This is a genomic window from Bradyrhizobium sp. BWC-3-1 (assembly GCF_032917965.1).
In the GTDB taxonomy this organism is placed as follows: Bacteria; Pseudomonadota; Alphaproteobacteria; order Rhizobiales; family Xanthobacteraceae; genus Bradyrhizobium; species Bradyrhizobium canariense_D.
On record NZ_CP136625.1, the window covers coordinates 8,102,143 to 8,115,598 of the forward strand.

At 64.2% G+C, this 13,456-nt stretch carries 14 protein-coding genes; 10 read left to right on the forward strand and 4 right to left on the reverse strand.

The annotated features are described in order from the left end of the window. Window positions 1-43: 43 nt before the first annotated feature. Both RX329_RS38850 and RX329_RS38855 read right to left on the reverse strand, forming a co-directional pair. Entirely contained in the window at window positions 44-538 is a 495-nt protein-coding gene (locus tag RX329_RS38850) for a pilus assembly protein N-terminal domain-containing protein (protein WP_018454676.1), read from the reverse strand. A 152-nt stretch (window positions 539-690) separates the two neighbouring features. Next, entirely contained in the window at window positions 691-1,518 is an 828-nt protein-coding gene (locus RX329_RS38855; RefSeq protein ID WP_085361621.1) for a sterol desaturase family protein, read from the reverse strand. 261 nt (window positions 1,519-1,779) lie between these two features. Between RX329_RS38855 and RX329_RS38860 the strand changes: the two genes are divergently transcribed. The 10 genes from RX329_RS38860 to RX329_RS38905 all read left to right on the forward strand — a co-directional run bounded on the left by RX329_RS38860 (window position 1,780) and on the right by RX329_RS38905 (window position 10,700). Beyond that, the gene (locus RX329_RS38860; RefSeq protein WP_007599783.1) at window positions 1,780-1,944 is read left to right on the forward strand and encodes a Flp family type IVb pilin; all 165 of its coding nucleotides are present in this window, start codon (window positions 1,780-1,782) and stop codon (window positions 1,942-1,944) included. Window positions 1,945-2,017: 73 nt separating this feature from the next. Beyond that, on the forward strand, window positions 2,018-2,158 hold the full coding sequence (locus tag RX329_RS38865) for a hypothetical protein (RefSeq protein ID WP_162496356.1): 141 nt from the start codon (window positions 2,018-2,020) through the stop codon (window positions 2,156-2,158). A gap of 122 nt (window positions 2,159-2,280) precedes the next feature. Next, complete coding sequence (locus RX329_RS38870; protein ID WP_018454679.1) at window positions 2,281-2,805, forward strand: prepilin peptidase; 525 nt, start codon at window positions 2,281-2,283, stop codon at window positions 2,803-2,805. 127 nt (window positions 2,806-2,932) lie between these two features. Further along, window positions 2,933-3,730, forward strand: a complete 798-nt coding sequence (cpaB, locus tag RX329_RS38875) for a Flp pilus assembly protein CpaB (protein WP_018454680.1) — start codon at window positions 2,933-2,935, stop codon at window positions 3,728-3,730. Between the two features lie 11 nt (window positions 3,731-3,741). Beyond that, a complete protein-coding gene (locus RX329_RS38880; protein WP_026232792.1) occupies window positions 3,742-5,217 on the forward strand; it encodes a type II and III secretion system protein family protein in 1,476 nt (491 codons plus the stop codon). Window positions 5,218-5,234: 17 nt separating this feature from the next. Continuing rightward, the gene (locus tag RX329_RS38885) at window positions 5,235-5,972 is read left to right on the forward strand and encodes a CpaD family pilus assembly protein (protein WP_018454682.1); all 738 of its coding nucleotides are present in this window, start codon (window positions 5,235-5,237) and stop codon (window positions 5,970-5,972) included. Further along, entirely contained in the window at window positions 5,969-7,237 is a 1,269-nt protein-coding gene (locus RX329_RS38890) for a CpaE family protein (protein WP_018454683.1), read from the forward strand. Before RX329_RS38885 ends, RX329_RS38890 begins: the two co-directional genes overlap by 4 nt. A 21-nt stretch (window positions 7,238-7,258) precedes the next feature. Beyond that, window positions 7,259-8,722, forward strand: a complete 1,464-nt coding sequence (locus RX329_RS38895; protein WP_026232793.1) for a CpaF family protein — start codon at window positions 7,259-7,261, stop codon at window positions 8,720-8,722. A 16-nt stretch (window positions 8,723-8,738) separates the two neighbouring features. Then, window positions 8,739-9,716, forward strand: a complete 978-nt coding sequence (locus tag RX329_RS38900; protein WP_026232794.1) for a type II secretion system F family protein — start codon at window positions 8,739-8,741, stop codon at window positions 9,714-9,716. Window positions 9,717-9,725: 9 nt separating this feature from the next. Then, window positions 9,726-10,700 carry a type II secretion system F family protein gene (locus RX329_RS38905; RefSeq protein ID WP_018454686.1) on the forward strand — a complete coding sequence of 325 codons (975 nt, stop codon included), beginning with the start codon at window positions 9,726-9,728 and terminating at the stop codon, window positions 10,698-10,700. A 74-nt stretch (window positions 10,701-10,774) separates the two neighbouring features. Here the strand turns inward: RX329_RS38905 and RX329_RS38910 are convergent, their stop codons facing one another. Both RX329_RS38910 and RX329_RS38915 read right to left on the reverse strand, forming a co-directional pair. Beyond that, window positions 10,775-11,602, reverse strand: a complete 828-nt coding sequence (locus tag RX329_RS38910; protein ID WP_026232795.1) for a tetratricopeptide repeat protein — start codon at window positions 11,600-11,602, stop codon at window positions 10,775-10,777. A gap of 94 nt (window positions 11,603-11,696) precedes the next feature. Further along, on the reverse strand, window positions 11,697-13,205 hold the full coding sequence (locus tag RX329_RS38915) for a metallophosphoesterase family protein (protein ID WP_085361622.1): 1,509 nt from the start codon (window positions 13,203-13,205) through the stop codon (window positions 11,697-11,699). Between the last annotated feature and the right edge of the window lie 251 nt (window positions 13,206-13,456).

Consider the following 13,456-nt stretch of genomic DNA (forward strand, 5'->3'; position numbering starts at 1 on the left):
GCTGGTTGGTCTTACTTGGTTCGTCTTGCTCAGTTCGCCTTAGTCAGTTCGTCTTGGCGCCCGCACCGGCACTGCCGCTCGCCGAGCTGCTCAACGAACCGGCCTGGCTCATCGTGCTGTTGAAGTAGGTGTCGCTGTCGCCGAGCGTCACGCGGCGCTGGCAAAGCGGCGCGCAGCTGTAGGACTCGCGTTCGATCCCGCGATAGACGGTAACGAGCCGGTCGCTCGGACCTTCGACCTGGACCTGGCGGTCGACCAGGATCTCGCCGCCGCGGTCGAGCGCGATGAAATTGGTGGCGCCATAGCCCTTTCCGGTGACGACGATCATGCCGCCGGGCTGGAGCGTGACGTCGGCGATCAGGGGATTGCCGACCACGATGGTTGCCACCTTGCCAGGCAGCCGCACCAGCTTGGCCTGGTCGACATTGACGGCGATGGTATCGGCGGACTCGGCAATGACGGCAGCCGGCGATGCCAGCACCGCTGTCGCAACCAGAAGACAGACGCGCGCATGACGGCGCAGCAGTTGTTTACGCATACTCTTACCCCCGGGACGTCACAAACCGGCAGAAGCGATCAGATAACAGCCGAGCCGGTGCCCGACCCGGCTAACCTGCCCTCAATTCGTGAACGTTCCGCAAACTCTCGGACTATTGTTTGAACGGACTGGCGTTCGCGGCTCTCGAGAACCTAGCGGCGGAACGGATAGGCAAGCTGCCCTCCGATTTCCTTCGGCATGGTGGCTTCATCCTTGCCGTAATCCTGCGGCAGTTGCCCCTCGGGCATGCGGAAAGTGCCGAACAGCAAGTCCCAGATCGGGAACGTGCCGGCAAAATTGGTGTCGCCGCCCTCTGCTAGCGCGGTGTGGTGCCAACGGTGGAACACCGGCGTCGCCAACACATATTTGAACGGCCCGAAGGTCCAGTTCAGGTTGGCGTGCACGAAGGCCGAATGGAAGGTCGTGAACGGGGCGAGCCAGACCATGGCGTTCGGCGAAATGCCGGCCATCAGCAGCACGACGTCGACCGCGATGGTACCGAGCACGAGATTGACGGGATGGAAGCGTGCCGCAGAAATCCAGCTGATCTCCTCCGAGGAGTGGTGGATCGCGTGGTACTTCCAGAACCCACCGCCGTGGAACAACCGGTGCAGCCAGTACAGCATGAAATCGGACAGCACCAGGAACAGCATGGCCTGGACCCAGAGCGGCAATAGCGCCAGCGGGCCGTGGCCGTTGTCGTAGAAGGCGATGAGCCCGTCGGCATCATGGATGTTGAAGACGAAGCTCGCACCGACGATCAGAAGGCCGATCCGCATGACACGTGCGAACACCGGAGCGATAAACCAGTAGCAGATGTCCGTGACGATCTCCCGCTTGCGCCACCACGGCACGCCGGGATTGCAGGCCCAGACATGCTCGAGCACGGTGAAGACCACCGCGAGCGCGAAGGTCGCGGGGATCACCTTCGCGATGGTCTCGCCAAGCATCAGGGCGATTTCCATGGGCAGGCTCGACATTGTCGCCTCTCTTGCGAATTGCTGGTCCCGCCTACGCGTACTCCCCCAAATTTAAGGGAGGGTGAAGCCGGTGCTGCGCTTGCTGCACATCCGGAACCGGAACGAATTGCAGCTGGCTGCCTTAAGGCGAAATTCACTCTGGCCAGCGGCAAGCGCGTTTGCCCGATCGAATTAACTCTCCCGAAAGAGCTCGGATCTCATGGTCGTTGCGTCAAGCACACCGCCGAACGAGGCGATCCCACCCCAGATGGAGTTTTGTTCATGAAGAACCTGATTGCGCGTTTCGCGAAAGATGAATCCGGCGCCACCGCCATCGAATACGGTCTGATTGCCGCCGGCATCGCGCTGGCCATCATCACCGTCGTCAACAATCTCGGCACCACGCTGAACGCCAAGTTCACCTCGATCAGCAGCTCGCTGAAGTAGGCGATCGATCAACGACTGCAAAAGCCCCGGATTTCCGGGGCCTTTGTTTTTAAGACGGCGAGTTCCAGTGGCGTTGAGCAAGTACAGAACCGATGCCGTGGTCGCGGCGAACGCGGCCGAGGCGGCGCAGACCGGCTCGCCGGCTTACTGGGTCTGCCTGGCCCTGCTGCTTGCGACCGTCGCGCTCGCCGCACGCATCGCCTCCCTCTGGTGAGCACGCCTTCGGCTGGTTCTACCCCTCAAGACCGCCGCCGCCGTTTTCGGTTTGTTTAGCACTGCCGGCTAGAATCCGGCGACGCCAGCTCCGCGGCACACCCAGGCCTCAAGACGCAGCCCATGATCCTCGACCTTGCGCGCCTTCTGCTCTTCCCGGCCCTGATGGCGTTTGCCGCCGCAAGCGATCTCTTCACGATGACGATCTCCAACCGCGTATCGCTGGCGCTGGTCGCCGGCTTTTTCGCGCTCGCTCTCGCCGGTGGCATGGCACCTTACGAGATGCTGGGCCATGTCGGCGCCGGCGCGCTCGTCCTAGTCGTGGCCTTCACCTGTTTTGCGATGGGCTGGGTCGGTGGCGGCGATGCCAAGGTGGCGGCCTCCGTCGCGCTTTGGTTCGGGTTCGCACAGCTGATGAACTTCCTGCTCTACGCCTCGCTGTTCGGCGGGGCGCTGACGCTGCTCCTGCTCCAGTTCCGGCAGTGGCCGCTGCCTTACGGGCTCGCTGGCCAGACCTGGCTCGCGCGGCTGCACGCCAAGGACAGCGGCATTCCCTACGGCATCGCGCTCGCACTGAGCGCGCTGATGGTCTACCCGGAGACCGAATGGGTGAAGGCGATCGACCTCGCTCACCTCGCATTGCGCTGAACGCATCGGGTAAACCCGGCGTTAAGGCGATTTAGATACGCCTCATTAACCATGCTTTGACGAATAGCTGGTCAACTGCCGATTACGGCGGCGTCAGCGTCGCGGCGTTTGTTGGAAAGTGAAGCGTATGAATAGGGCACGCATTGTCGTCCTGACGGTCGCCATCTGCGCCGGCGGTGTCGCCGCGTATCTGGCGAGCGGCTCGGACAATTCTGCACCGCCTCCTGCTCCGGTCGCGCAGCTTCCCACCGTCGACGTCCTGGTCGCGAAAAACGACATCGGCCTCGGCCAGACCGTCAAGCCGGAAGACGTGCAATGGCAGACCTGGCCGTCCGCGACCGCCAGCGCCACCTTCATCCGCCGCAACGAGCGCCCCGAGGGGGTAACCCAGGTCACCGGCTCGATCGCACGATCTCCCTTCATCCAGGGCGAGCCGATCCGGGACCAGAAGCTGGTCAAGGCCGAAGGCTCCGGCTTCATGGCGGCAATCCTGCCCACCGGCATGCGGGCGATCTCGACCGAGATCTCGCCGGAAACCGGCGCAGGCGGCTTCATCCTGCCCAACGACCGCGTCGACGTGCTTTTGACGCGCCGTCTCAAGAACCCGGACCAGAGCAGCGGCGCTCCCGATGTCGTCACGTCCGAGATCATCCTGGCCAATATCCGCGTCCTGGCCATCGACCAGGCTCCCAAGGAGAAGGACGGCCAGAACGCGGTGGTCGGCAAGACCGTCACTCTCGAACTCAATCCTGCGCAGACTGCGACGCTCTCCTCCGCACGCCAGAGCGGCACGCTGTCGCTGGCGCTGCGCAGCATCGTCGATGTCAAGCTGAGCGAGATCACGCTCGATGACTCCGCACAGAAGCGCGAGGGCATTTCGATCATTCGGTACGGTATCCCAAGCTCGACGGCGAAGGCACGATGAGGACTGTCGACATGAAATGCAGGGCGAATTTGGCGACGATGCGAACCCCGGTGGTCCGCGCCCTGTCGTTTTCGGCCGCCGTCGCGCTCGCGCTCAACCCGGTGCTCACCCCTGTGGTCGCCGCCGACTATCGCCCTGTGGCGCAGGCTGCGGCCGACGGTCAGATGAACGCGCGATTCCTCTCGCTCGGCATCGGCAAGTCGATCGTGATCGACCTTCCGCGCGACATCAAGGACGTGCTTGTCGCCGATCCGAAGATCGCCAACGCGGTCGTCCGCTCGGCGCAGCGTGCCTACATCATTGGCGCCTCGATCGGGCAGACCAACATCGTGTTCTTCGATTCCGCCGGCCAGCAGATCGCGGCCTATGACATCGCGGTCAAGCGCGACCTCAACGGCGTGCGGGCCGCGCTGAAGCAGGTCCTGCCGAACTCAGACATCCAGATCGACGGGCTAGGCGACGGCATCATCTTGACCGGCTCGGCCGCGAATCCGGCCGAAGCCCAGCAGGCCAACGACCTCGCCGTGCGCCTCGCCGGCGGCCCCGAGAAGGTCGTGAACTCGATCGTGGTCCGCGGCCGCGATCAGGTCATGCTCAAGGTGACGGTCGCGGAAGTGCAGCGCAGCATCGTCAAGCAGCTCGGAATCGACCTCACCGCCAACCTCAGCTACGGCACCTCGGTCGTCAGCTTCAGCAACTCCAATCCGTTCACGGCTCTTGGCCACAACCTCGTCGACGGCAATAACCTGACCACGAAGTTCGGCGCGGCCCCGTCGGTGCAGGCCACGCTGCGTGCGATGGAGACCGCGGGCGTGATCCGGACGCTGGCCGAACCGAACCTGACCGCGATCTCCGGTGAATCGGCAACGTTCATTGCCGGCGGTGAATTTCCGGTGCCTGCGGGCTATGCGTGCGACCCCACCACGCACGTCTGTACCACCCAGATCAGCTTCAAGAAGTTCGGCATCTCGCTCAACTTCACCCCCGTCGTTCTCACGGAGGGCAAGATCAGCCTGCGGGTAATGACCGAGGTGTCCGAGCTCTCGAACGAAAACGCGATCACGCTGTCCCAGGCCGTGACCTCGACCTCGGTCAACTCGCTCACGGTGCCCTCGATCAAGACCCGCCGCGCAGAAACCTCGCTGGAAATTCCCTCAGGCGGCGCGATGGCGATGGCTGGCCTGATCCAGCAGCAGACCAAGCAAGCGGTCAGCGGACTGCCAGGTCTGATGCAGCTCCCGGTCCTCGGCACGCTGTTCCGTAGCCGCGACTTCGTCAACAACGCGACCGAGCTGGTCGTGATCGTGACGCCCTACATCGTTCGCGCAGTTGCGCAAAAGGACCTGTCGCGGCCGGATGATGGCTTCTCCGCACCGGCTGATCCGCAGGCCGAACTGCTCGGCAACATCAACCGCATCTACGGCGTGCCCGGCCGGACCGAACCGGCCAAGAACTACCGCGGCACCTACGGCTTCATCACCGACTGAGGCGGAACGGGGACTTCATGAAGATCACTAGACCACCCCAGATTCGCAGGCGCGCCATCCACCTCGGCGGCGCGCTCGTCGGCATGGCGCTCGCCCTAGGCGGCTGCCAGCATGACGAAGCGGTCACGGCCTCCATTCCCGACGACTACAAGCAGCGCCATCCGATCGCGATCGAGGAGCAGAATCGTTCCATCGTCGTCTTCGTCGGCCATGCCCGCGGCGGCTTGACCGCCGCCCAGCGCGCCGACGTGATGGGCGTCGCGTCGGCCTGGATGCACGAAGGCACCGGCGCGATCCGGATCGACGTACCGTCCGGCACGCCCAACGCGCGTCCGGTCGCGGACACCATGCGCGAAATCCAGGCAATGCTGTCGGCGGCGGGCGTTCCGCCGCGCGGCATCAACGCCCGCTCTTACACGCCGGACGACAAGCGATTCCTGCCGCCGATCCGCCTCACCTATTCCAAGATCGCCGCAGTCGCGGGTCCCTGCGGCCTGTGGCCGGAAGATATCGGCCCTTCGATGAAGAACAAGAGCTGGTTCGAGAACAAGGACTACTACAATTACGGCTGCGCCTATCAGCGCAACCTCGCAGCGATGGTCGACAATCCGTCGGATCTCGAGCAGCCGCGGCCCGAAACGCCGTCCTACACGCCGCGGCGGACCGCCGCGTTCGAGAAGTATCGCAAGGGAATGCCGACGGCGGTCGCCTATCCTGAGGCCGACAAGGCCAAACTCAGCGACACCGGCAGATGATCAGCTACGCTCGCCAGCCCCAAGAAGATCAGTCCGAGGCATCGCTCCCACCGGTCGAGGAGCATATTGCGCCGGCGCCCCGCGTTTCCGTCCAGGCTTTCTGCGAGACCGTGGAAACGGCGGCCGCCGTGCAGTCAGCCGGCGAAGATCGCCGTCTCGGCAAGGCCCATCTGAAGATCCAGATGGGCGGAATGGCGGCTGCGGTGGAAGCCTACCGCTCGGCCCCCACGCCGAACGTGATCGTGCTCGAAAGCGACGGCCGCAACGACCTCCTGGGCGGGCTCGACCATCTCGCGACCGTCTGCGATGCCGGCACCCGCGTGGTCGTGATCGGCCGCATCAACGACGTCACGCTCTACCGCGAGCTGGTCCGCCGCGGCGTCAGCGACTACGTGCTCGCGCCGGTCGGCGCGATCGACGTCGTGCGCTCGATCTGCAACCTGTTCTCGGCGCCGGAAGCCAAGGCCGTCGGCCGCATTATCGCCGTGGTCGGGGCCAAGGGCGGCGTCGGCGCATCAACCATCTCCCACAATGTCGCCTGGGCGATCGCCCGCGATCTCGCGATGGACGCGGTCGTCGCCGACCTCGACCTCGCCTTCGGCACGGCCGGACTCGACTACAACCAGGATCCACCGCAGGGCATTGCCGACGCCGTATTCTCACCCGATCGCGTCGACACCGCCTTCGTCGACCGCCTTCTGTCGAAATGCACCGACCACCTCAGTCTGCTGGCGGCGCCGGCGACGCTCGACCGGGTCTACGATTTCGGCGCCGACGCCTTCGATTCCGTGTTCGACACGTTGCGCTCCACGATGCCCTGCATCGTCCTCGACGTTCCGCACCAATGGTCGGGCTGGACGAAACGCGCCCTGATCGGAGCGGACGACATCCTGATCGTGGCGGCGCCCGACCTCGCCAATTTGCGCAACACCAAGAACCTGTTCGATCTCCTGAAGGCCGCGCGCCCCAACGACCGGCCGCCGCTCTACTGCCTGAACCAGGTCGGCGTGCCGAAACGGCCCGAAATCGCCGCGGCGGAGTTCGCCAAGGCGATCGAGAGCCAGCCGGTCGTCTCGATTCCGTTCGAGCCGCAGATCTTCGGCTCGGCGGCCAATAACGGCCAGATGATCGCGGAGATCTCGGCCAACCATAAGTCGATCGAGATGTTCCTTCAGATCGCCCAGCGCCTGACCGGCCGCAGCGAAACGAAGAAGCAAAAGTCGTCCCTGCTTTCACCCCTGATTGACAAGTTGCGGGGAAAATAGGTCGCCGCATGGAGTTTTTAAGTGTTCGGTAAGCGTAGCGGAACAGACGCCGACGCCCGGGCCCCGAAGCCCGGTGCCGTGTCGCCAGAGCCTGCCCAGGCTTCGGCGCCCGCCATGTCGCGCGTGCCGCCGCCGCCGGCAATCTCCTCGCCGCCGCTCGCCCCGGCGAAGCCTGCGCCGACCATGGAAGCCCGCCGCTCGGACAATTATTACGAGGTCAAGGCGACCATCTTCGGCGCGCTGATCGAGGCCATCGACCTCGCCCAGCTTGCCAAGCTCGATTCGGAGTCCGCGCGCGAGGAAATCCGGGACATCGTCAACGAGATCATCGCGATCAAGAACATCGTGATGTCGATCGCCGAGCAGGAAGAGCTGCTCGACGACATCTGCAACGACGTCCTCGGCTACGGTCCGCTGGAGCCGCTGTTGTCGCGCGACGACATCGCCGACATTATGGTCAACGGCGCCGACACCGTCTACATCGAGGTCGCCGGCAAGATCCAACGCACCGGTATCCGCTTCCGCGACAATCAGCAGCTCCTCAACATCTGCCAGCGTATCGTCAGCCAGGTCGGCCGGCGCGTCGACGAATCCTCGCCGATCTGCGACGCCCGCCTGGCCGACGGCTCCCGCGTCAACGCCATCGTGCCCCCGCTGTCAATCGACGGCCCCACGCTCACGATCCGCAAGTTCAAGAAGGACAAGCTGACGCTCGATCAGCTCGTCAAGTTCGGCGCAATCTCGCCGGAAGGCGCGGAAATCCTCCAGATCATCGGCCGCGTCCGCTGCAACGTGCTGATCTCCGGCGGTACCGGCTCGGGCAAGACCACGTTGCTCAACTGCCTGACCAACTACATCGAGCACGACGAGCGCGTCATCACCTGCGAGGACGCCGCCGAACTCCAGCTCCAGCAGCCGCACGTGGTGCGACTGGAAACCCGCCCGCCCAACATCGAGGGCGAGGGCCAGGTCACCATGCGCGAGCTGGTGCGCAACTGCCTGCGTATGCGTCCCGAGCGCATCATCGTCGGCGAAGTCCGCGGACCCGAGGCGTTCGACCTGCTCCAGGCCATGAACACCGGCCATGACGGCTCGATGGGCACGCTGCACGCCAACAATCCGCGCGAGGCGCTATCGCGCTGCGAATCCATGATCACGATGGGCGGCTTCTCCCTGCCTTCACGCACCATCCGCGAGATGATCTGCGCCTCGATCGACGTCATCGTCCAGGCCGCGCGCCTGCGCGACGGTTCACGCCGCATCACCCACATCACCGAAGTGATGGGCATGGAAGGCGACACCATCATCACCCAGGACGTGTTCCTCTACGACATGGTCGGCGAGGACGCCAACGGCAAGATCATCGGCCGGCACCGGTCGACCGGAATCGGCCGCCCGAAATTCTGGGAACGCGCCCGCTATTACGGCGAAGAGAAGCGCCTTGCCGCGGCGCTCGACGCGGCGGAAGTGGCGCCCACGACGTGAGCAGGTCAACGCAGCCATGAACATGCAAGTCCTTGCCCTCGCCTTCCTTGCCACCGCCACCGTCGGCGGCCTCGCCTGGGTCTTCCTTTATCCAATGCTGTCCGGGGAACGGAAGGCCGAGAGCCGCCGCGCCTCGATCTCGCGGGCCGAGGCGCCCACGGCCCGCGCCGCCGAGAAGACGCAGCGCTCGCGCCGCGAGCAGGTCGAAACCTCGCTCAAGGATCTCGAGGCGCGGCGCCAGCAGGAGAAGAGCGTACCGCTCAGTGTCCGCCTGTCGCAGGCCGGCCTCGATTGGGCGCCGCAGAAATTCTGGATCGTGTCCGCCGTCGTGGCGGGCGTGCTGTTCGCAGTCGCCTTGTTCATCGGCGGCGGCCTGCTCGGTGCCGCCGGCTTCGCGTTTGCCGGCGGCCTCGGTCTGCCCCGCTGGGCGCTCGGCTTCCTGAAGAAGCGCCGTGAAAACAAGTTCCTGGCCGCCTTGCCCGATGCCGTCGACGTCATCGTCCGCGGCATCAAGGCGGGCCTGCCGCTGTTCGAATCGATCAAGGTGGTCGCCGCCGACGCGCCAGAGCCGCTGCGCTCCGAGTTTCTGTCCATCATCGAGACGCAGGCGATCGGCATGCCGCTCGGCGAGGCCTGCACGCGGCTCTACGATCGCATGCCGCTGCCCGAGGCCAATTTCTTCGGCATCGTCATCTCCATCCAGCAGAAATCGGGCGGCAACCTCTCCGAAGCGCTCGGCAACCTTTCCAAGGTGCTGCGCGACCGCAAGAAGATGAAAGAGAAGATCCAGGCGATGTCGATGGAAGCCAAGGCCTCGGCCGGCATCATCGGCTCGCTGCCGCCGATCGTGATGTTCCTCGTCTACCTCACAACGCCAGGATACATCTCGATGCTTTGGACTCATCCCACCGGCCAGCTCATGCTGGTCGGCTGTGTTGTCTGGATGTCGATCGGCATCATGGTGATGAAGAAGATGATCAATTTCGACTTCTGATGGTGTCTTATGGTAGAGTTCCTCGTTGCGAAACTTCACGACGTCCACTTCATGACGATGCTGCTGGCGGCCATTGCCGCCAGCGCCACCGTCTATACGCTGGTGATGCCGCTGTTCGCCGGCGAGGGCCTTTCCAAGCGCATGAAGGCGGTGGCGAACGAACGTGAGCGCATCCGGCAGCGCGAGCGCGAGCGCCTCCACAAGAGTGAAAAAGTCTCGCTGCGCCAGACGCCGAAGCAGCTCGTCTCGAAGGTCGTCGATGACTTCAACCTGACCAAATGGCTCGCGCAGGAAGCTGCGCGGGACAAGCTCATCATGGCCGGCTATCGAGGCCAGGCGCCCTACATCACCTTCCTGTTTGCCCGCCTGGTTGCCCCGATCGTGCTGTTCGTCGGTTCGGTCGTCTACGTGTTCCTGATCGCGCATATGCAGCAGTCCATGCCGATCAAGATCGGCATCTGCGTCGGTGCGGCCTATCTCGGACTCCAGGCGCCGATGCTGTTCCTCAGGAACGCGATCTCCAAGCGCCAACTCTCGATCAAGCGCGCCTTTCCCGATGCGCTCGACCTGCTCCTGATCTGCATCGAATCCGGCATGTCGGTCGAGATGGCGTTCCGGAAGGTCGCGGTCGAAATCGTGGGCCAGTCGATCGCGCTATCGGAGGAGTTCACCCTGACCACGGCCGAGCTGTCGTATTTGCAGGATCGCAAGGTCGCCTACGAGAACCTCGCGCGGCGCACCGGGCTCGAGGGCGTCAAGTCGGTATGTCTCGCGCTCCAGCAGGCGGAGCGTTACGGCACCCCGCTCGGCCAATCCTTGCGGGTGATGGCGCAGGAAAACCGCGACATGCGCATGAACGAAGCCGAGAAAAAGGCCGCGGCACTGCCGCCGAAGCTGACGGTACCGATGATCCTGTTCTTCCTGCCGGTGCTGTTCGTCGTCATCCTTGGACCGACTGGCATCAAGGTCACCGAGATGCAATGACCTTAGACGTGGACCGCGTACGGTCCGAGGATGCCTTCAAGATTGGAAGATCAAGATCGGAAGATCACGTCTGATCAGTCGGGCAGGCCGAGCGAGGCGACCGGCGTCCGCTTCGGCGCACCACGCCGGACGTCGCTGCGGGTCAACATTTCCTTGAGATAGGCGACATTGGCCGTAGCCTGGTCCGGCGGCAGGTCCGCCTTCACAATAGTCTCGGCTTCGGCGAAGCGGCCCTGGAGACCGACGACAAGACCGAGATTCTGCCGCACCCGCGCGCTTGCGTGCGGCGAGGCATAGGCTTGGCGCAGCGCGTCTTCGGCCTTCGGCAGATCTCTCGACAACATGTAGGACAGGCCGAGATTGGAGAGCACGCCGGGATCGCCAGGCGCGATCTTGAGCGCACTCGCATAGTAGGAGCGCGCTTCCTCGTGACGCCCCATCTGATCGAGCGCGGTACCCTGCACCGAGAGCAGGCGCCAATCCGGGTTATCGGGCGAATGCGCCTTCGACAGCACGTCGAAGGCTTGCTGGAAATTGCCGTTGTCGGAGAGCGCGCGGCCGTATTGGGCCATCAGCGCCTTGTTGCCGGGATTGGCGATGGTCGCCTGCTCGAGCACGGCGGCAGCCTGGGCGCGCTGGCCGTTGGCGCGCAGGGCCTGGCCGTAGGCGAGCGCCGCGTCGGCGTCCTTGGGATTGGCACGATAGCGCTCGCCATAGACTTCAGCAGCGCGCGCGGGATCGGTGGGAGCGGCTTCCGCCCGCGGCCCGACCGAGCCCGTGACGTCGGAGAGTTTCGACATCGCCGTGCAGCCGCCGAGACCCATGGCCACCGCTGCGACCAGCGAGGTGGACGCAAGAAGCCGGGCAAGACTTAACCGTTCACGACTGAACCGTTGACGCATGACGCTTTGACTCTCGAGCCGATTGATCGAGCCGAACGCGCCAGCAATAGACTGTTAACCCTAACGGCCGGTTAATGCTCCCGGCCCGGGCCCGTCACTGCGGCGCCTGCGGCGGCACCTCGCCGCCGAGACCCGCATCGAGGCCGAGCGCCTTCGCCTGCTCGTTCAGGTCCCGCAGCAATTGCAGTCGTTGCCGCGTCTCGATCGCGACATCGATGCCCGGACGCACGACCCTCGGCAATTCGCGTCGAAGATCGTCACGATTGACCAGACGCCTCGCGCGGAGCTCGTCGAGCTGAACGTCGTCGATGCCGAGCACATTTGCAGATTGCTCGATCAGTCGGCGCAGTAGTGACGTCACCGCGGCCTCGACATCATGCTTGCGTGCGGATCTCGAGAACTTGCTTTCCAGATCGGCCCAGACATGAGAGGTCACGAGATAGACGTGGAGCAAATTGGCCCAATCCACCTCGTCGTCGGCATAGAAGGCGCGGCGCAGCAGGAGCCGGCGCGCGAATGCTGCGACCTGATTCCGTTTCAGCGTGGTGCATGCGTCGATCTCGATGCCCGATTGGACGGCCGGATCTCGGGAAAAATCCCGTCCGGCCGGCAGTCTGACGACGCCGTGCGGCAGGTTGGAATCGAGCGGCCTGAAGACACCATCCTTGCGCGGACGTGAGTAGCGGGCGATCGCGAAGCGATACTCTGTGCGGCCGCCATGGGACATCGGGTCGGACATCGGGCCGAAATGGATGACGTTGAAGCCGGCATCGTCACCGGCCTGCCCGGTCGATGACGGACAGGACAGGACGTAGATCGTGCGCCAGAATGCTTCAGCGCTCTCGCTCGACGTGGCGCGCGGATCGGGAATCGAATAACGCGTCAGCCCTTCGACATGCCGGTGTCCGTGCAGGACCAGATCGACATTGAGCGATGTCGCCGCTTCGAGGAAGGTCGCGGGCGCGGCGAGATACATCAGCGGCTCGTCGGGCACGCCGAGAAACCGCTTTCCTTCTCCGGTCGCCTGCGGCAGTGGATGATGGTGCAGCGCCAGCACGCGCACGAGGTTTTCCACCGGCTCGGCATAATCGGCGCGGCCGCCCGACCCGAGGCTGCCCGCGAGCTTGACGCTCAGCCGCGCGGAATCCGAAACCATGGCGCTATAGGCGCTCTGGTCGACGTTGCCGCTCACGAGCGTCGTGAGGCTCGCGCGGTTGGAATCCAGCAGCACCAGATCGAGGCCGGCCTGACGGTAGTAGACGCTCTTCGAGGTCCGCGGCAAATGCAGGTAATCATAAACATCGTGGCGACCTGCACGCTGGCTCGGTCGCTTGACGTCGTGATTGCCGGCAATTGCCTGGATGTCGGTGAACAGCCCGGTCTGCCGGAAGGACGCAATGACGGCGATCGCTTCGTCGAGCGCAGGCGGCGCCGGGTCGTCCACGATATCGCCGGTGATCAGCAGGATGCGATCGGGAACATCCGCGAAGTCCGCCATCCTCTCGCGAATTGCGGCATTGAGCGTCTCGATGGTCGCAAGCAGTCGACCAGACCCGTCCAGATGCAGGTCGGAAATCTGTACGATGACGAACGATCTATCCATTTTGCGTCGCTTATTTGCGAATGCCGCGCCGCGCAAACGATGAGAGAAATGCCTTCGACGATCAGGTTCAGTCCGGTAGCAATCAGCCCGGGCCATGATGAGCCGGGTAAGAATTGACCCCATCCCCTGTTGTTGCACTCCGTGCAGAACCGTACGACACAATCTAAAATATTGGGCAATAATGCCACAACCGCAGCGCTAGTAAAGCCCTGCGGCCGCTCGCGTGGATCGTGTCCTCGGCATGAGACGGG

Excerpts from the sequence above, each read along its gene's own strand:
- RX329_RS38870 (WP_018454679.1), top strand. The coding sequence starts at position 2,281 with ATGATCCTCGACCTTGCGCGCCTTCTGCTCTTCCCGGCCCTGATGGCG.
- RX329_RS38860 (WP_007599783.1), top strand. The coding sequence starts at position 1,780 with ATGAAGAACCTGATTGCGCGTTTCGCGAAAGATGAATCCGGCGCCACC.
- RX329_RS38915 (WP_085361622.1), bottom strand. The coding sequence starts at position 13,205 with ATGGATAGATCGTTCGTCATCGTACAGATTTCCGACCTGCATCTGGAC.
- RX329_RS38900 (WP_026232794.1), top strand. The coding sequence starts at position 8,739 with ATGAACATGCAAGTCCTTGCCCTCGCCTTCCTTGCCACCGCCACCGTC.
- RX329_RS38880 (WP_026232792.1), top strand. The coding sequence starts at position 3,742 with ATGAAATGCAGGGCGAATTTGGCGACGATGCGAACCCCGGTGGTCCGC.
- RX329_RS38890 (WP_018454683.1), top strand. The coding sequence starts at position 5,969 with ATGATCAGCTACGCTCGCCAGCCCCAAGAAGATCAGTCCGAGGCATCG.
- RX329_RS38855 (WP_085361621.1), bottom strand. The coding sequence starts at position 1,518 with ATGTCGAGCCTGCCCATGGAAATCGCCCTGATGCTTGGCGAGACCATC.
- RX329_RS38885 (WP_018454682.1), top strand. The coding sequence starts at position 5,235 with ATGAAGATCACTAGACCACCCCAGATTCGCAGGCGCGCCATCCACCTC.
- RX329_RS38850 (WP_018454676.1), bottom strand. The coding sequence starts at position 538 with ATGCGTAAACAACTGCTGCGCCGTCATGCGCGCGTCTGTCTTCTGGTT.
- cpaB (WP_018454680.1), top strand. The coding sequence starts at position 2,933 with ATGAATAGGGCACGCATTGTCGTCCTGACGGTCGCCATCTGCGCCGGC.
- RX329_RS38910 (WP_026232795.1), bottom strand. The coding sequence starts at position 11,602 with ATGCGTCAACGGTTCAGTCGTGAACGGTTAAGTCTTGCCCGGCTTCTT.
- RX329_RS38905 (WP_018454686.1), top strand. The coding sequence starts at position 9,726 with ATGGTAGAGTTCCTCGTTGCGAAACTTCACGACGTCCACTTCATGACG.